Annotated in this window: 14 protein-coding genes and 1 pseudogene; 11 read left to right on the top strand and 4 right to left on the bottom strand. The window is 74.3% G+C overall.

Translation table 11 applies throughout. The annotated features are described in order from the left end of the window. Window positions 1-38 precede the first annotated feature (38 nt). The 9 genes from ACZ4TV_RS10975 to ACZ4TV_RS10935 all read left to right on the top strand — a co-directional run bounded on the left by ACZ4TV_RS10975 (window position 39) and on the right by ACZ4TV_RS10935 (window position 10,498). On the top strand, window positions 39-1,703 hold the full coding sequence (locus tag ACZ4TV_RS10975; RefSeq protein ID WP_468133028.1) for a carbamoyltransferase family protein: 1,665 nt from the start codon (window positions 39-41) through the stop codon (window positions 1,701-1,703). Then, entirely contained in the window at window positions 1,700-2,803 is a 1,104-nt protein-coding gene (locus tag ACZ4TV_RS10970; RefSeq protein WP_468133026.1) for a glycosyltransferase family 2 protein, read from the top strand. The genes ACZ4TV_RS10975 and ACZ4TV_RS10970 overlap by 4 nt, the downstream gene beginning before the upstream one ends. Further along, on the top strand, window positions 2,800-3,495 hold the full coding sequence (locus ACZ4TV_RS10965; RefSeq protein ID WP_468133024.1) for a D-glycero-alpha-D-manno-heptose-1,7-bisphosphate 7-phosphatase: 696 nt from the start codon (window positions 2,800-2,802) through the stop codon (window positions 3,493-3,495). The genes ACZ4TV_RS10970 and ACZ4TV_RS10965 overlap by 4 nt, the downstream gene beginning before the upstream one ends. Then, window positions 3,492-4,565 (top strand): glycosyltransferase family 9 protein, encoded by a 1,074-nt coding sequence (locus ACZ4TV_RS10960; protein WP_468133022.1) that lies wholly within the window; start codon window positions 3,492-3,494, stop codon window positions 4,563-4,565. The genes ACZ4TV_RS10965 and ACZ4TV_RS10960 overlap by 4 nt, the downstream gene beginning before the upstream one ends. Further along, window positions 4,562-5,527, top strand: a complete 966-nt coding sequence (locus tag ACZ4TV_RS10955; protein ID WP_468133020.1) for a glycosyltransferase — start codon at window positions 4,562-4,564, stop codon at window positions 5,525-5,527. The genes ACZ4TV_RS10960 and ACZ4TV_RS10955 overlap by 4 nt, the downstream gene beginning before the upstream one ends. After that, entirely contained in the window at window positions 5,524-6,777 is a 1,254-nt protein-coding gene (locus ACZ4TV_RS10950) for a glycosyltransferase (RefSeq protein ID WP_468133018.1), read from the top strand. The genes ACZ4TV_RS10955 and ACZ4TV_RS10950 overlap by 4 nt, the downstream gene beginning before the upstream one ends. A 142-nt stretch (window positions 6,778-6,919) precedes the next feature. Next, window positions 6,920-7,561, top strand: a complete 642-nt coding sequence (locus tag ACZ4TV_RS10945; RefSeq protein ID WP_468133016.1) for a D-sedoheptulose-7-phosphate isomerase — start codon at window positions 6,920-6,922, stop codon at window positions 7,559-7,561. After that, window positions 7,558-8,949: a D-glycero-beta-D-manno-heptose 1-phosphate adenylyltransferase gene (rfaE2, locus tag ACZ4TV_RS10940; protein ID WP_468133014.1), complete on the top strand. Its 1,392-nt coding sequence runs from the start codon at window positions 7,558-7,560 to the stop codon at window positions 8,947-8,949. The genes ACZ4TV_RS10945 and rfaE2 overlap by 4 nt, the downstream gene beginning before the upstream one ends. A 568-nt stretch (window positions 8,950-9,517) precedes the next feature. After that, window positions 9,518-10,498 carry a glycosyltransferase family 9 protein gene (locus ACZ4TV_RS10935; protein ID WP_468133012.1) on the top strand — a complete coding sequence of 327 codons (981 nt, stop codon included), beginning with the start codon at window positions 9,518-9,520 and terminating at the stop codon, window positions 10,496-10,498. Here ACZ4TV_RS10935 and ACZ4TV_RS10930 read toward each other — a convergent pair. Then, a complete protein-coding gene (locus ACZ4TV_RS10930) occupies window positions 10,482-11,624 on the bottom strand; it encodes a calcium-binding protein (protein WP_468133010.1) in 1,143 nt (380 codons plus the stop codon). The genes ACZ4TV_RS10935 and ACZ4TV_RS10930 overlap by 17 nt on opposite strands. Window positions 11,625-11,821: 197 nt before the next feature. On the opposite strand from ACZ4TV_RS10930, the pseudogene ACZ4TV_RS10925 reads away from it, so the two are divergent. Then, window positions 11,822-13,060, top strand: a pseudogene (locus ACZ4TV_RS10925) (NAD(P)/FAD-dependent oxidoreductase); the annotation flags it as partial. Between the two features lie 485 nt (window positions 13,061-13,545). Here the strand turns inward: ACZ4TV_RS10925 and ligA are convergent. Then, the gene (gene ligA, locus ACZ4TV_RS10920; RefSeq protein ID WP_468133008.1) at window positions 13,546-15,633 is read right to left on the bottom strand and encodes an NAD-dependent DNA ligase LigA; all 2,088 of its coding nucleotides are present in this window, start codon (window positions 15,631-15,633) and stop codon (window positions 13,546-13,548) included. A gap of 86 nt (window positions 15,634-15,719) precedes the next feature. Continuing rightward, a complete protein-coding gene (locus tag ACZ4TV_RS10915; RefSeq protein ID WP_468133006.1) occupies window positions 15,720-16,541 on the bottom strand; it encodes a rhomboid family intramembrane serine protease in 822 nt (273 codons plus the stop codon). A gap of 73 nt (window positions 16,542-16,614) precedes the next feature. On the opposite strand from ACZ4TV_RS10915, the gene ACZ4TV_RS10910 reads away from it, so the two are divergent. Beyond that, window positions 16,615-16,776, top strand: coding sequence for a hypothetical protein (locus ACZ4TV_RS10910; RefSeq protein WP_468133004.1), 162 nt, complete (start codon window positions 16,615-16,617; stop codon window positions 16,774-16,776). An 87-nt stretch (window positions 16,777-16,863) separates the two neighbouring features. Here ACZ4TV_RS10910 and gap read toward each other — a convergent pair whose 3' ends face one another. Beyond that, window positions 16,864-17,862: a type I glyceraldehyde-3-phosphate dehydrogenase gene (gap, locus tag ACZ4TV_RS10905; protein ID WP_468133002.1), complete on the bottom strand. Its 999-nt coding sequence runs from the start codon at window positions 17,860-17,862 to the stop codon at window positions 16,864-16,866. Window positions 17,863-17,941 lie beyond the last annotated feature (79 nt).

Below are 17,941 nucleotides of genomic sequence, written 5' to 3'. Positions count from 1 at the left end.
GGGGCTCGGCGCGACTCTCATCGAAAGGCCTGTCACCCATGCGCATTCTCGGGATCAACGCTCTGTTCCACGATCCGGCGGCGGCGGTCGTCGTCGACGGACGAACCGTGGCGGCTGCGGAGGAGGAACGATTCTCCCGACGCAAGCACGGCAAGCGGCCCGTGCCGTTCTCGGCATGGGAAATGCCGGAACAAGCCGCCGCCTGGTGCCTGAAGCGCGCCGGTCTGCGCCCCCAGGACCTCGACGCGGTGGCCTACTCCTTCGACCCGGACCTCGCACGGCCCACGCACCTCATGGGGCTGGACGACCCCTGGGACCACCTGCGTCTGACCTACGCGCGTCAGGCGCCCGGATTCCTGGCGACGGCCCTTCCAGGCCTCGACGCGGGCATCGTCCGCTTCGTTCCGCACCACATGGCCCACGCCGCCTCGGGCGCCTTCGCCGCGGACGGGGCGCGGACGTCGTCCGTCCTGGTCCTCGACGGACGGGGCGAACGCGCCTCCCACCTCGCGGCACGCCGCGTCGGTGACCGGCTGGAGCCGCTGTACGCCCAGGACCTTCCGCACTCCCTCGGCCTGGTCTACGAAGAACTCACCGGCCACCTCGGCTTCCTGCGCTCCTCGGACGAGTTCAAGGTCATGGCGCTGGCCTCGCACGGAAGCCCGCGCATGCTGGCGGAGCTGCGCCGTCACGTCTACCCCACGGGCGACGGCGGCTTCCACGCGACCGGCGTTCCCTGGCACGAGCTGTGCGCCCCGCGCGGCCCCGAGGAGCCCTGGACGCAGGACCACGCGGACGTCGCCGCCAGCGCCCAGGCCGTCCTGGAGGAGACGCTGCTGGACCTCGCGCGCTGGCTCCACGGCCAGACGCACGACGAACTGCTGACCCTCGCCGGAGGCGTCGCGCTCAACTGCGTGGCCAACTCCCGCATCGCCCGCGAGGGCCCCTTCTCCCGCGTATGGGTCCAGCCCGCCGCCGGCGACGCCGGCACGGCCCTCGGCGGCGCCCTGCTGCTCGCGGCCGGCGCCGGTGACGAACCGGAGCCCATGGCGGGCGCGGACCTGGGACGCGACTGGACCGACGCGGAACTCGGCGCCCTCCTCAAGACGGCGGCCGTACCCTTCGACCGCCCGCCCGACATCGCGGAGACGGTCGCGCGGGCGTTGGCGGACAACGCCATCGTCGCCTGGTTCCAAGGGCGTTCGGAGTACGGCCCACGGGCTCTGGGACACCGCTCGCTGCTGGCGCACCCCGGCCACGCGGGCAACCTCGAACGCCTCAACGACGTCAAGGGCCGCGAGCAGTTCCGGCCGGTCGCTCCCATGGTGCTGGCCGACCGGGCGGCGGAGATCTTCGACGGACCGATCCCCAGCCCCTACATGCTGTTCGTCCACGACGTGGCGCCGCGCTGGCGCGAGCGCATCCCGGCCGTCGTGCACGTCGACGGAACGGCCCGGATCCAGACCGTCGACCCCGCCTCCGAACCGCTCGTGGCCCGCATGCTCAGCACCTTCGAGCAGTTCACCGGGCTGCCCGTGGTGGTCAACACCAGCCTCAACACGGCGGGCCGCCCCATGGTCGACGACCCCCGCGAGGCACTGGAGTGCTTCGGTTCCTCGCCGGTGGACCTCCTGGCCATCGGCCCCTACGCCGTCCGGCGCGGCGCCTTCTTCCGCCAGGGCGAGGACGAGTGGTCACGATGACCAGGACCACGCGGCACGGCAGCGCCACGGCCGCGCCCGACACGGACCCGCCCGGCCCGGCGCCCCACTACGCGGTCGTGATCCCCACCCTCGGCCGCCCCAGCCTGCGCATCTGCCTGACGGCGCTGGCGCGGGCCGCCGGGCCGAAACCCGCCGTGATCGTCCTCGTGGACGACCAGCGCCCGGGCAGCGGCCGCCCCGTGCACGCCCAGGTCCCCGACGAACTGAGGGCCGTCACCACCGTGGTGTCCGGCGGCGGCCGCGGTCCCGCCGCCGCCCGCAACACGGGGGCGCGGACCGCGGGCGCCGTGGAGTGGATCGCCTTCCTCGACGACGACGTGGTCCCCGGCGCCGACTGGTGCCAGGAGCTGGCGCGTGACCTGGCCACGGCGTCCAGCCGTACGGCGGGCGTCACGGCCCGCATCACCGTGCCCCTCCCGCCCGATCGCAGGCCCACCGACTGGGAACGCGGCACGGCGGGCCTGGCCACCGCGCGCTGGATCACCGCGGACATGGCGTACCGCCGGGAGGCCCTGGAGGGCGTCGGCGGCTTCGACGAACGTTTCGGCCGCGCCTTCCGGGAGGACGCCGACCTCGCGCTCCGCGTGCTCGACGCCGGCTGGACCCTGGCCGCGGGCAGCCGCCGCACCACCCACCCCGTCCGCCCCGCGGACCGCTGGATCTCCCTGCGCCAGCAGGCGGGCAACGCCGATGACGTGCTCATGACCCGGTTGCACGGCCACGACTGGTGGGGCCGCGCCGCGGCCCCGCGCGGCCGCCTGCCGCAGCACCTCCTCGTCACCGGGGCGGCGGTGGCCGCCCTGGCCTGCGCCGTGCTGCGCCGGCCCGGCCCCGCGGCCCTGTGCGCCGCGGGCTGGCTCGTCGGCAGCGCGGAATTCGCCGCGGCCCGGATCGCGCCGGGACCGCGGACCCGCCGGGAGGTCTCCACCATGGCGGTGACGAGTGCGCTGATCCCGCCGGCGGCCACCTGGCACTGGCTCAGGGGCCTGCTCGTGCACCGCCATGCCGCTCCCCTGACGGCGGGGACCTCCCCGCCCCGCCGCGTGGACGCGCCCGCCGCCGCGCGGGTAGGGGCATGACCAGCCGCCCCGGCGCGACCGGTGTCCGGCGGCGCGAGGCGCCCGACGACGACGGCCCGTGGCTGTTCGACGGACCCGCGCCCGCCGCCGCGCCGGGACCGCCCCCCGCGCCCCCCGACAGCGGCGACCGAGGGCTTCCGGGCGCCGTGCTCTTCGACCGCGACGGCACCCTGGTCGTCGACGTCCCCTACAACGGTGATCCCGGACGCGTGGTGCCCATGGCCTCGGCCCGGGACGCCGTCGCCGCGGTCACCGCCCTCGGCATCCCGGTCGGAGTGGTCAGCAACCAGTCGGGCGTGGCCCGCGGGCTGCTGACCCGTCGCCAGGTGGAGGCCGTGCGCGAGCGGGTGGACGCCCTCATCGGGCCGTTCTCCGTCTGGGCGGTCTGCCCTCACGGCCCCCACGACGGCTGCGGCTGCCGCAAGCCCGCCCCCGCCCTCGTACTCGCCGCCTGCGCGCGGCTCGGCGTACCGCCCGACCGTACGGTGGTCATCGGAGACATCGGCGCCGACATGGCGGCCGCCCGCGCCGCCGGGGCCCGTGGCGTGCTGGTGCCCACGGCCCTCACCCGGCCCGAGGAGGTCCGGCGGGCACCGGAGTCGGCTCCCGACCTGCTGGCCGCCGTACGCCTGGCCCTGCGGGCGCGAGCGTCGGGGACGGAGCGTCCCCGGACCGCGGGTGGCGTGCGGTGAACGACCCGCGCACGCTCGTCGTCCGGCTGGACAGCGCGGGCGACGTCCTGCTGGCCGGACCCGCCGTACGGGCCGTGGCCGCGGGCTCCTCGTACACCGCGCTGCTGTGCGGTCCGCAAGGCGCACCCGCGGGCCGTCTGCTGCCCGGCGTCGACGACGTCCTGGTGTACGAGGCCCCCTGGGTCGGGCTGGAGCCCGCGCCCGTTTCGGAGCGGGCCTGGCTGGACCTGGTCGCCACCGTGGCCGCCGCGCGCTTCGACCGGGCGCTCATCCTGGTCTCCCACCACCAGAGCCCGCTCCCGGCGGCCCTGCTGCTGAGGCTCGCCGGCGTGGGGTGGACGGCGGCCGACTGCGAGGAGTACCCCGGCGCACTCCTCGACCTGCGCCACCACCGGGCGCCGCACCGCCACGAGGCGCAGGCCGCCCTGGACCTCGCCGCCGACGCGGGCTTCCTCCTCCCGCCGGGCGACACGGGGGCCCTGCGCGTCACCGATCCGCCCGACACCACCTGGCTGACCGGTCCCGGCCCGTACGTCGTGCTGCACCCCGGAGCCGCCGTCGCCGCGCGCGCGTGGAGTCCCGCGCGCGCCGCCCGGGCCTGCGCTGCCCTGAGCGCCGCCGGGCACCGGGTCGTCGTCACCGGCGGCCCGGCGGAACGCGAGCTGACCGCCCGGGTCGCCGGCCGCCACGCGCTCGACCTCGGCGGCGGGACGGGTGACCTGCGGTGCCTGGCGGGCGTACTGGCCGGCGCTGACGTCGCCGTGGTCGGCAACACCGGCCCCGCGCACCTCGCCGCCGCCGTCGCCACCCCGGTGGCCTGCCTGTTCGCCCCGGTCGTCCCGGCCGAGCGCTGGCGCCCGTACGGGGTACCGCACGTTCTGCTGGGGGACCAGGAGGCGCCGTGCCGCGACAGCCGGGCCCGGCGCTGCCCCGTTCGCGGACACCCCTGTCTCGACGGTGTCCGGGACGCGGAGGTCCTCAGGGCCGTGGCCCGGCTCGGCGGCCGCACGCTGCCGTCGGCAGCCGCCGCGGGCGACCCAACCGAATCGGAGCAAGGAGCGAGCGCATGAACATCCTGCTGTGGCACGTCCACGGGTCGTGGACAACGGCGTTCGTGCAGGGGCCGCACACCTATCTGGTCCCCGTGACCCCCGGCCGGGACCCGGATGGACTGGGGCGTGCCCGCACCTTCTCCTGGCCCGAATCGGTGCACGAGATCACCCCTGAGCAGCTGCGGGACGCCCCCGTGGACCTCGTGATCCTCCAGCGCCCGCACGAGATGGAGCTCGCCGCGCGGTGGCTGGGCGGCCGCCGCCCCGGCCGGGACCTGCCCGCCGTCTACCTGGAGCACAACACGCCCGAGGGCGACATCCCGACGACCAGGCACCCGTACGCGGACCACGACGACCTGACGCTCGTCCACGTCACGCACTTCAACCGGCTCTTCTGGGACAACGGCTCCACCCGGACCGAGGTGATCGAGCACGGCATCGTCGATCCCGGCCACCTCTACACCGGGCGGCTCCCGCGGGCCGCGGTCGTCGTCAACGAGCCCGTCCGCCGCGGCCGTTACACCGGGACCGACCTGCTGCCCGCACTCTGCGACGCGGTCCCCCTGGACGTGTTCGGCATGCGCACGGAAGGGCTCGCGGCCCACCTGGGCGTGCCCGCCGACCGCTGCCGCAGCGCGGACCTCCCCCAGGAGGCGCTGCACGCCGCGATGGCGCAGCGCAGGCTCTACCTGCACCCCGTACGGTGGACGTCCCTCGGGCTGTCCCTCCTGGAGGCCATGCACCTCGGGATGCCCGTGGTCGCCCTGGCCACGACGGAGGCCGTGGAGGCGCTCCCGCCCGGCACCGGAGTCCTCTCGACGCGCCCCGAGGTACTGGCCCGCGCCGCCCGCCGCTATCTGGAGGATCCGCAGGCCGCGGCCGAGGACGGGGCGCGAGGGCGGCAGGCGGCCCTCGAACGGTACGGGCTCAAACGCTTCCTGGCCGACTGGGAACGGGTGATGGCGGAGGCGCGCTCATGAGGCCGGGTCCGCGCGCCTCCGGCCATGCCGCCGGCCGGCTGTCGATCGCCCTCGTCTCGGAACACGCGAGTCCACTCGCGGCCATGGGCGGGGCGGACGCCGGGGGACAGAACGTGCACGTCGCCTCGCTGGCCGGGGCACTCGCCGACCGCGGCCACCGCGTCACCGTCTACACCCGCAAGGACGCACGCGACCTGCCGCAGCGCAAGCGCCTGCGTGCGGGCGTCGAGGTGCACCACGTGCCGGCGGGCCCGGCCCGGCACATCCCCAAGGACGAACTCCTGCCCTACATGCTGGAGTTCGGCCACTACCTGACATGGGAATGGCAGGAACAGCCCCCCGATCTCGTGCACTCCCACTTCTGGATGTCCGGGTTGGCCGCGCTCGCCGCCACGCGGGAGCTGCGGCTGCCGCTGCTGCACACCTACCACGCGCTGGGCACGGTCAAGCGGCGCCACCAGGGCGAGGCGGACACCAGCCCCCCGTCCCGGATCCCGTGCGAGCGGGAGGTCGGCCTGCACGCCCACCGGGTCATCGCCACCTGCCGCGACGAGGTCGCCGAGCTGGCCCGGATGGGGATCCCGCCCGACCGCGTCGACATCGTGCCCTGCGGGGTGAACCCCGAGGTGTTCACCCCGCACGGCCCGGCAGCCGAACGCGGCCCCCACCGCCACCGGCTCGTACAGCTGGGCCGCCTGGTCCCGCGCAAAGGCGCTTCCGTCTCCATCGCCGCCCTCGCCGCACTGCCCGGCACGGAACTCGTGGTGGTGGGCGGGCAGGCCGGGGACCGCGTCGGCGACGACCTGGAGGTGCGCCGGCTGCGCGCGATCGCCCACGGAGCGGGGGTGGCCGACCGCGTGCACTTCACGGGCGCCGTGCCGAGCGCGGACGTGCCGACCGTACTTCGCAGCGCCGACGTGGTGCTGTGCCCCGCGGACTACGAGCCGTTCGGCATCGTGCCGCTGGAGGCGATGGCCTGCGGCAGGCCCGTCGTCGCCAGCGCCGTCGGCGGCCAACTCGACACCGTCGTCGACTTCGTCACGGGCCGGCTGGTGCCGCCCGGCGACCCGGAGGCTCTCGCGGCCGCCGTGAGCACCTTCCTCGCCGACCCGGCCCGGCGCCTGAGCTGCGGGGCGGCGGGCCGCCAACGCGTGCTGAGCCGCTACAGCTGGGCGAGCGTCGCCGAGGCGACCGAGGCGGTGTACCGCTCGGTACTCGCCGCCCGGCCGGCCGTGGCGGGGGCGATCTGAACCCGCCACCGACGCCTTCGCGCACCCCTTCGCACATCCCTTCGTACATTCCTTCGCACATCCCTTTGAACCACCGCGAACCACCGACGACCGAGGGAGGCAGGGACACGGACGCACCCGACCTGCGACCTGTCCGACCGTCATGAGCGAACACCACGTGAGCGAAGACGCGCACCAGCACTGCCAGTCGCTCCAGGACGCCCTGGACCGGCTCCGCCGGGACGGCCTCGACCGATTGGCGCACTGGGGCGACCGGCTGGCCGCCATCCTGCCCGCGGGCGGCCGCCTGCTGGCCGCGGGGAACGGCGGCAGCGCCGCCCAGGCCCAGCACCTGACAGCCGAACTCGTCGGCCGCTACCAGAAGGAACGCCCCGCGTACTCGGCCATCGCCCTGCACGCGGAGACCTCCAGCCTGACCGCCATCGGCAACGACTACGGCTACGAGCACGTCTTCGCCAGGCAGGTGTCCGCCCACGGCCGCCGGGGAGACGTGCTCCTCCTCCTGTCCACGTCCGGCCGCAGTGCCAACCTGATCGCCGCCGCCGCGACCGCGCGCACCGCCGGCTTGCACGTCTGGGCGATGACCGGCCCCGCTCCGAGCCCGCTGGCCGACGTCGCCGAGGAGACGCTGTTCATCGACGCGCCGAGCACCGCCACCGTCCAGGAGGCGCACCTGGTGGCCGTCCACCTGCTGTGCGAGCGCTTCGACGCGGCCGCCGGCCGGGTCCGGGGCCGGCCCACCGGGACCCACGAGCCGATGGCCACCGCCCCGAGGCCGCTGTGAGCGCGCCCGGGCCGCTGGTCGTCGTCGGGGACGCCCTGCTCGACCAGGACATCGAAGGCACCGCGACGCGTCTGTCACCCGACGGCCCCGCCCCGGTCGTCGACGTCACCGAGGACCGCAGCCGTCCGGGCGGCGCCGGACTCGCGGCGGTCCTGGCGGCCCGCGCGGGACGCGAGGTCGTCCTCATCACGGCGCTCGGCGACGACGAGGCCAGCGAGGAGGTACGGCGAGCCCTGCGCGGCCGGGTCACGCTCGCCGAACTGCCCCTGACGGGCGAACTCCCCGTCAAGACCCGGGTGATGGCGGGCGGGCGCCCGCTGGTCCGGATCGACCGGGGCGGCGGCCGGCCGGGCCCGCCGAACGACGCCGTACGCGACGCGCTGGCCTCGGCGGGCGCCGTCCTCGTCGCCGACTACGGCCGCCACGCCGGACGATCCGTACGCGAGCAGCTCGCGGCCGCCGCCCACCGGGTGCCCCTGGTGTGGGACCCCCACCCGAGGGGCGACGATCCGGTACCCGGAGCGCGACTCGTGACCCCCAACGCCGCCGAGGCGCGCGCCCTGTGCCCCGGCGAGGGCAGCACCTCCCTGAGCGCCGACGCCCTGCGCGGCGCGCGGCTCGCCGAGCGGTGGGCGGCGGCGTCGGTCGCCGTGACGCTGGGCGAGCGCGGAGTGCTGCTGACGAGCCCGGGCCAGGACACGCCGATGCTCGTCCCGCCGCCCTACCGGGCCGCCGGAGACCCCTGCGGAGCGGGCGACTGCTTCGCCGCCACCGCGGCTGCCGCCCTCGCCGACGGGGCCCTGCCCGAGGAAGCCGTGGAACGCGCGGTCGCCGAAGCGTGCGCCTTCGTGGCGGCCGGAGGCGCGGGCAACCCCGCCCTGTGGCACGCGGCGGCCGCCGCCCACGAGGGCCCGCCGTCGGACGCCTTCGCCCTCGCCCGGAGCGTCCGGGCCCGGGGCGGGACCGTCGTCGCGACCGGCGGCTGCTTCGATCTGCTGCACGCCGGTCACGTCGGACTGCTGGAGAGCGCCCGGCGCATCGGCGACTGCCTGATCGTGTGCGTCAACTCCGACGCGTCGCTCACCCGCCGCAAGGGTCCTGGCAGACCGCTGACTCCCCTCGCGGACCGCATGCGGGTACTCGGCGCGCTCGGCAGCGTCGACGCCGTCGTGGCCTTCGAGGAGGACACCCCCGCCGCGCTCCTGGCGGAGCTGAGGCCGGACGTCTGGGTCAAGGGGGGCGACTACGCGGTCGAAGACCTTCCGGAAGCGGCCGTCCTGCGGGAGTGGGGCGGGCAGGCCGTCGTCCTGCCCTACCTGGCGGGCCGCTCCACCACGATGCTGGCCGACCGCGCGGCCAAGGCGGCCGCCACGATCCCGGGTCCGTGAGGCAGCCCCCATGACCCGCCCCGCGAAACCCCGCAGCGACGCCGACAAGCCCGCCGCCCCCCCTGCCGCCCCACCCGCCGACCCACCTGCCGGCACGCCCGGCGGTCCGTCTGCCGCCCCGCCCGCCGGTCCGCCTGCCGCCCCGCCCGGCGGTCCGTCTGTCCGTGCGCCTGGCGGTGCGTCTGCCGGTGCGCCCGGCGGGGCGTCCGTCCGTACGCGCGGCGGTCCGCCTGGCGGTACGCCCGGTGGCACGCCCGGCGGTCCACCTGCCGGTGCGCCCGGCGGTACGCCCGCCGGTACACCTGCCGGTACGCCTGGCGGTCCGTCTGCCGGTGCGCCTGCCGGTCCGTCTGCCGGTGCGCCCGGTGGCACGCCCGCCGGTACACCTGCCGGTACGCCAGGCGGTCCATCTGCCGGTACGCCTGCCGGTCCGTCTGGCGGTGCGCCCAGCGGTGCGTCTGCCGGTACGCGCGCTGGTGCGGCTGGCGGGGCGGGCGGTGGGGGTACGCCTGGGCGGGCGCTTGCCCGTGCGGGCGGGCGGGCAGGTGCCGTCGGGGCGCGGCCCCGGGTGCTTGTGCTGCGCGCACTGGGTCTGGGAGACCTCCTCACGGCCGTGCCGGCGCTGCGCGCCCTGCGCGGCGAGCTGCCGGACCACGAGATCGTCCTGGCCGCTCCCGAACGGCTGGCGGAGGCTGCGGCCGCCACCGGCCTCGTCGACCGCACCCTGGGCACCCGGGCCCCCGGGCGAGAGGTCCCCGCCTCCCTCGACTGGCACGGCCCGCCGCCGGAGGTGGCCGTCGACCTGCACGGCAACGGCCCGCCCAGCCACCTGCTGCTCCAGCGGCTGCGGCCCCGCCGGCTGCTCGCCTACCGCCACGCACACACCCCCGGCATCCCCGGCCCGGTCTGGCGCCCCGAGGAGCACGAGCGGGACCGCTGGTGCCGGCTGCTGCGCTGGTACGGGTTCCCGGCCGACTCCGGCGACCTGGGCATCGCGCCGCCCCGGGAACCCTCGCCCGCGCCCGGCGCCACCGTCATCCATCCGGGCGCCGACGCCGCGGCCCGCCAGTGGCCGGCGGAGCGGTTCGCGGCCGTGGCGGCGGCGCTGCACCGCGCGGGACACCGGGTCGTCGTGACCGCCGGTGCCGCCGAAGGACCACTCGCGCACCGCGTCGCCGCCGAAGCCGGCCTGGCGCCGGACGCGGTACTGGGCGGGACGGCCGACGTGCCGTTCGCGCGCTTGTGCGCCCTCGTCGCCGGGGCACGGTGCGTCGTCGTGGGGGACACCGGACTCGCCCACCTCGCGTCCGCGCTGCGCACGCCCTCCGTCGTCCTGTTCGGCCCCGTGTCGCCGAGGCTCTGGGGCCCGCCCACGACAGGACCCCACCGCGTGCTGTGGCATCCCGAACCGGGCGGGGACCCGCTGCGCCCGGGAGACGCGCACGCGGACCGCCCCGACCGGCGCCTGTTGCGGATCCGGGTCGAGGAGGTCCTCGCCGCCGTGGAGAGCGTGACGCCGTGCGTCGGGGCGGTCAGACCTCGCAGTTGATCTCCGTGTCCGCGCCCGCCTCGCCGTCGCAGTCGTCCCTGCCCGCGCCGCCGTTGAGGGTGTCCGGGGCCGGTCCGCCGCGCAGGAAGTCGTTGCCGGAGCCACCGCTGAGGCTGTCGGACCCGCCGGCCGTGCCGATCGAGGAGCCCAGCGAACCGGCGTCGACGTTGTCGCCGAAGATCTGGTCGTCGCCACCGCGGCCGTCGATGATGTCGTTGGCCGCCGTCGAACCCGTGGGGTCGCCCACTCCGCTGTCGCCGACGAGTACGATCTCGCTCGCGCTGCCGCCCATGATCCGGTCGTTGCCGGAGCCCGAGGCCTGGCCGGAGAAGGTCTGGTGGTCGCCCCAGGCGCCGAAACCGCCGTCCGCGCCCAGGTCGATGTAGTCGTCGCCGCCCGCGCCGCTCACGTTGCCGAGGACGGAGACGCTGTCGCCCGTCACGTCACCGTTCTCACCGGGGCCCTCCAGCAGGACGTCGTCCCCGGCGCCCGTGGCGTCGTAGAACCCGAGGGAGTCGCCGATGATGCCGTCGCTGCCGGTGCCGCCCTCGATGTGGTCCCGTGCGCCGCCGAAGGCGTGGTCGCCTCGGCTGTCGCCGGTCAGGGAGTCGTCGCCGTCGCCACCGTAGAGGGTGTCCGTGGCCCCGCCGCGGGCGGTGCCCTGGACCGACCAGTGGTCGCCGGTCAGGCTGTCGCTGCCGGTGCCGCCCGTGACGCGGTCGCGGCCGACGGGGCCCGTCGCGTCTCCGGTGAACGCGAAGTCATCGCCGACCAGGGTGTCGTGGTCGGCCCCGCCGTCCACCTGGTCATCGCCCGCGCCGCCCGAGAGGCTGTCGTCTCCCAGACCGCCGATGAGGATGTCGTTGCCCCCGAGCCCGCAGATCTTGTCGTGGCCGCCACCGCCATCGATGACGTCGCTGCCCGGCGTGCCGATGATCACGTCGTCACCCGGGGTGCCCGTGGTGCCCGTGGTCGTGGCGACGGAGTTGAAGCACGTCGTGACCTGGGCGCTCGCCCCGCCCGCGCCGAGGCCGACCAGGGCCGCGGCGGCCAGCGTCTGCGCGCACACGGCGGCCGCGATCCGCCGGCCGCGGCCGCCCCTACGCCGGCTGTGAAGTCCCTGCATGGCTGTCTCTCCTCTTCGGTGTGAGCGCTGTCTGGCGCTCACTGTGCGTGAGAGGTGCCGGCCCGGATGCCCATCGACATCCCATTGCAGTGATTTCATCCGATCGGCGTCTTATGTGACATGACGATGTGTGACGGTTGGGCCCCCGGCGAGTCAGAGCGCGCGGCTGACGGAGCGCGGGACGCGACTACGACGTCGTCATCACCGGAGCCGGCCTCGCCGGCAGCGCCGCGGCGATCCTGCTCGCTCGACGCGGTGTCCGTGTCGCCCTGCTGGAACGCCGCTCGGACCCGGAGGCGTACAAGGTGCTGTGCACCCACTCCCTCACGGCCAACGCCTACCCGGTGCTGGACGAACTCGGCCTCATCCCCGCTCTCGAGAAGGCGGGGGCCGTCCGCAACACGTCGCGCTGGTACACGCGTTGGGGCTGGATCGAGCCGAGGGCCGCGCCGGCGGACCCCGAGCTGCCGTACGCGTACAACGTTCGGCGCAGCACCCTCGACCCGTTGATCAGGTCCCGTGCGGCGAAGACCCCGGGCGTCGATCTGCTCCTCGGTCACCACGTGACCGGGCTGGTCCGGGAGGCGGGGCGAACCTCGGGGGTGCGCGCGTCGACACCCCAGGGCGAGCGCGAGATCCGGGCCCGCCTGGTGGTCGGCGCCGACGGCAAGGACTCGGCCGTGGCGAAGTTCGCCGGGGTGCCCGCTCGGCAGTACGAGAACGCGCGGTTCGGCTATCTCGCGCACTTCCGCAACCTTCCACTGCACGGCGGAATCGGTCAGACCTGGTTCCTGGAGCCCGACATGGCGTACGCGTTTCCCAACGACGACGGGGTGACGGTCCTCGCGGTGCTCCCGGACAAGAAACGGCTGCCGGCCTTCCGGGAAGACCTGGAGGGCAGCTTCTCCGCATTCGTCCGCGCCCTGCCCGAGGCACCGCCCATCGACTCCGCCGAGCGCATCACGAAGATCACCGGCACGGTCAACCACCCGCTCCACAGCCGCAAGCCGACCGCAGCGGGCGTCGCGCTCATCGGCGACGCCGCCCTGACCGGCGCCCCCCTGTGGGGCGTGGGATGCGGGTGGGCTCTGCAGTCCGCGCAGTGGCTGGCAGAGGCGGTCGCCTCGGCCGCGACCGGTCGGGGCGACCTCGACAGGTCGCTCGCGGTGTACGCACGCAGACACCGGCGCCGGCTGCGCGGTCACCAGTTCCTGGCCGCCGACTTCGCCACGGGCCGCCCGTTCAATCCCGTGGAGCGGCTGATGTATTCGGCGGCAGCGCGCGATGAATCGGTGGCGCGGCACATGCATCTCTTCGCGTCCCGCCTGATCGGTCCGCTGCGGTTCCTGAACCCCGTGGCGCTCGCCAAGGCTTCGGCCGTCACCATCCGGCATCGCGGAGGGGGAACTCACCCTGTCGGGGGAGGCCGCACCTGACTCGGGTAGGACCTGAGCCGGGTGCGCGCCCTCCTGGCGGGCGACGCGTGACTGGCATGTCCACGGCCAGCATGTACGTCATGACGACGACGACCTCTCCGCTCCCTGTTTCCGCCCCCGCGCCCGTCTGGGCCCGTCGCGCCGCCCACGCCATCGCCCTGTGCGCCGTCCCGTCCGGCCTGTGGCGCATCGCCATGGCATCCGGTGTGTACGTCGGCTACAGCGACCAGGTCCTGCGCGACGTCTTCGACATCCCGGGGTGGGGCCGTCCTCGTCGTGGTGGCACTGTGGCAGGTCGTGGTCGCCTTCACCGTCGAGAGTCAGACGTATATGTCGAGCGGTACGGCACAGACCGTTTGGGGCTTCGTCTTCGCCCCGCTGTTCGCCATACCGGCCCTGATGACCGCGGTGACCTGGTCATACGCAAAGCGGCACCGGGTACGCGCGGGCGGTGTCCCGGCCGTTCGGCCCCTGCGGTGCGGCGGTCAGCCCAGGTAGTCGGCGACGAGTTCGGCGAACGCCTCCGGAGTGAGGACCGTGACGCCCAGCTCCGCCGCCTTGACGGCCTTGGAGCTCGGCTTCCCGTTCGGGGAGGGCGCGCAGACCAGGTAGGTGGTCTTGGAGTTGACGCTGCTGCCCGCCCGGCCGCCGGCCTTCTCGATCAGCGCGTTCACCTCCGAGCGCCCCATGTTCTCCAGCGGGCCGCTCATCTTGCCGGTCACGACGGCGGTCCTGCCCGCCAGCGGGCCCTCACCGGCCGCCTGAGGCTGCTGCGGCTCCTTCATGTTGACCCCGGCCGCGGCCAGCTTGTCGATGACCTGGGCCAGGGAGGCGAGCTGTTCGACGATGACCGGGGCCTTCTCCGCGCCGATCCCGTCGACTTCCCGCATCGCGGAGGCGTCGGCCTGCCGGATGGCATCCATCGTCCCGAAGTGCGCGGCGATGCGACGGGACATGCTGCGCCCGGTGCCGAGCACGCCCAGGGCGCAGAAGACGCGGCTGAGCGGGCGGGCCTTGGCGGCCGCGATCTGTTCGGCCAGCTTCGCCCCGCGCTTGGCACTGCCGGAGGCGGCGGCGAGCTGGTCCTCGGTGAGGGTGAACAGGTCTGCGACGTCGGTGACGTCACCGGACTCGATCAGGGCCTTGACGTACGTTCTGCCCAGGCCGTCTATGTCGAGCATGTCGCGTCCGGCGGCGTACTCGATCAGTGCGGGCAGGGCGCAGCCGGTTCCCTTCGCACAGCGCCACCGCTCCTGGTCCTTGTTGATCTCTCCGTCGCAGTTGGGGCATGCCGTGGGCAGCGGCACCTCCCGCGCGTCGTCCGGGCGGCGCTCGACGACGGCGGCCTGGACGCGGGGGATGATGTCGCCCGCCTTGTAGACCGTCACGGTGTCCCCGAGGTGGAGGTCACGGCGGCGGATGTCCGCGGGGTTGTGGAGGGTCGCCCGGGTGACCGTGGACCCGTCGATGTCCACCGGCTCCAGGATGGCCGTCGGGGCCAGTACGCCGGTGCGGCCCACGTCCCAGACCACGTCCTTCAGCACGGTCTGCCGCTCGACGGCCGGGAGTTTGAAGGCGATCGCCCAGTGCGGGAACCTGCTGCCGAACCCGGCCGCGGCCTGCTCGGCCGCGTCGTTCGCCTTGATCACGACCCCGTCGATACCGAAGGGCAGCCCCGGGCGCATCGCGGCGATCGCGTCGACCTTCTGCTGCGCCTCGGCGAGGGTCGCGACCACGTGCAGGCCGGCGGGCGTGTCGGCCGTGGTCCGCACTCCGGCCTCGGCGACGGCGGCCAGGACCTCGGCGTGCGTGGCGCCGGAGGGGGCGAAGGCGACGCCGTCGAGCTCGACCGCTCCGTACGCCCAGAACGTCATCGCCAGCCGGTACGGACGGTCCTTCGCGCGCAAGGTGCCGGCCGTGCCGTTGCGCGGGTTCGCGAAGACCTGCGCGCCGTACGCGGTGCGGACCTCGTTCGCGGTCTCGAACTGCGCTTGCGTGAACAGGACCTCGCCGCGCACCTCGAACGTGGCCGGCACCGGCAACTGCTCGGGCAAGCCCTCGATGGTGCCGATCACGTGGCTGACGTCCTCGCCGTACGTGCCGTTGCCACGGGTGATGATCTGCTCCAGCCGCCCGCAACGGTAGCGGGCGGCGACGGCCGCGCCGTCCATCTTCGGCTCGACGGTGAAGCCGCCCGTCGGCGCGTGGCCCAGGCGGCGCTCGAGCGAAGCTCCCCAGGCGACCAGGCCGGCCGGGTCGAAGACGTTGTCGAGGCTGAGCAGCCGTGTGGTGTGCGCTATGTCGCCGACCGGGGCCGCCCCGTCCCCGACCAGGCCGGTCGGAGAGTCCTGGGCGACCTCGCCGGGGTGCTCGGCCTCCCAGGCGAGCACGGACAGGCGCAGCCGGTCGTAGGTGGCGTCATCCAGCAAGCTGTTCTCGCCGCCGTAGTACGCCTGGGATGCGCCACGCAACTGCTGGAGCGCGGCACGGTAGTCGGCACGGCTGGGCAGGCTGGGCAGGCTGGGCAGGCTGGGCAGGCTGGACAGCGCCTCATCGGCGGGAAGGATCGTCATGAGAATGATCCTCTCCCAAGGGTCTGACAACGCCCTGCAAGCAACGGGGGCATGGGCCGTAGGAGTGACCTCGCGCCCGCAGACCGTCAGGGCCACTGGGTCCCGGTACGTCCGCCCCACTGCGGACCCGGTGGCGCAGGAGGCGGCGTGGTACCCGGACGCAGGGGCAGGGCGAGGAGCATGCCCGTGACGAAGCCCGCGACGTGCGCCAGGTAGGCCACGGTGCCCGCGCCGGAGACCACACCGCCGTAGGAGTACACGGCCTGGAGGACGAACCACATGCCCAGCACCACCCAGGCCGGCAGCTTCAGCGGCAGGAAGATCAGGAAGGGCACCAGTACCCACACCCTGGCCAGCGGATACAGCACGAGGTAGGCGCCCAGCACCCCGGCGATCGCGCCGGAGGCGCCGATCAGCGGGGTGGCCGACGAAGCGTTGGCCAGCGCGAAGCCGTACGAGGCGGCGTACCCGCACACCAGGTAGAAGAGCGCGAACCTCAGGTGCCCCATGCGGTCCTCGATGTTGTTGCCGAAGATCCACAGGAACAGGAGGTTGCCGAGCAGATGCAGCCAGCTCCCGTGCAGGAAGGTCGCCGTAAGCACCGACAGCGGCGGGCTCTTCTCGTACCCCGGCGGCCCGATGACGCAGCCGGGACCGGTCGGGCCGAAGCCCACGTCCCCCGTGGGTACCAGGCGGGGGACGCGCTGGTGGATCAGTTCCCGGGGCACGGCCGCCCACCGTTCCAGGAACGCCTGGAGATCGCAGAACTGGGCGAGCGAGCCCTCGCCCGCCACCGAGCCGGCCAGGCCGGGCGTACGCAGGAAGGCGACGAGGTTCACGATCACCAGCGCGTACACGACCCAGGGCGTGCGCCGGGCCGGGTTCAGGTCGCGGACCGGAATGACCATGAGGCCGACCTCTGCCGTGTGGGATGAATCACCCCTATTGCATCACGGCGCCCAAAAGCCCCAGAATCACGCCATGTCTCCCATAGAGAATGGCCCGGCCGGGGTCCATGTGCACGTGCGCCTGAGAGACGGCATGCACGTGACCCAGGCCGGCGACCTGGTCGAGCAGTACCTCTGTCGGTGCGGCAGGAAATGGACGAAAAGCTACAGCATCGCGGAAAACGATCCGGAATAGTCAAAAGGGCAGATAGAGCCCATTCCGGCTCCTTTCCATGGAGCGCCCAGCCGTATCCGGAGTCCCAGTGGCGGGTACTCGCCCGGTTCAGCGGGTGGCGAGGAGGGTGAGGGTGTCGATCACGCGGTTCGAGAAGCCCCACTCGTTGTCGTACCAGGCGACCACCTTGACGTGGCGGCCGTCGACGCGGGTGAGGGCCGAGTCGAAGATCGACGAGGCGGGGTTGCCCGTGATGTCGGACGACACGAGCGGGTCCTCCGAGTACTCGAGTACGCCGGCCAGCGGTCCCCGCGCCGCGGCACGGTAGGCCTCCAGGACGTCGTCGCGCGACACCTCGCGGGCGACGGTCGTGTTGAGTTCGACGATCGAGCCCACCGGGACCGGCACGCGGATCGAGTCGCCCGACAGCTTGCCGTCGAGGTTCGGCAGCACCAGGCCGATCGCCTTGGCGGCGCCCGTCGTGGTCGGCACGATGTTGACCGCGGCGGCGCGGGCGCGGCGGGCGTCGCGGTGCGGGCCGTCCTGCAGGTTCTGTTCCTGCGTGTAGGCGTGCACCGTCGTCATGAAGCCGTGTTCGATGCCGGCGAGGTCGTCGAGTACCGCGGCCAGCGGCGCGAGCGCGTTGGTCGTGCACGAGGCGTTCGAGACGATCGTGTGCACGGCCGGGTCGTAGGCGTCGGAGTTGACCCCGAACGCGAGCGTGACGTCGGCGCCGTCGGACGGCGCGCTGACCAGTACCTTCCTCGCGCCCGCCTTGATGTGGGCGCGGGCGGCCTCGGCCGACGTGAACCGGCCGGTGGCCTCCAGCACGATGTCGACGCCGAGCTCGGCCCACGGCAGCCGTTCCGGTTCCCGCTCGGCGAGCACCGTGATGCGGCGGCCGTCGACGAGGAGGGCGTTGCCGTCGACGGTCACCGGGCGGCCGAGCCGGCCGGCGGTGGTGTCGTACGCGAGCAGCCGCGCGAGGGTGGCGGGCTCCGTGAGGTCGTTGACGGCGACGACCTCGAGGTCGCTGTCGCGTTCGAGGAGCGCGCGCAGCACGTTGCGGCCGATGCGGCCGAATCCGTTGATGGCGATGCGAGTCATGAGCGGTGTCCCTTTCGTTCGTCATCAGGTTCGCGTCCGGCGCCTGCCCGCGACAGCGGCGTGATCGCCACGGTTCAAA

The sequence above is a fragment of the Streptomyces sp. NPDC028910 genome, assembly GCF_055564955.1.
This window is presented reverse-complemented; position numbering and strand designations above follow the sequence as displayed.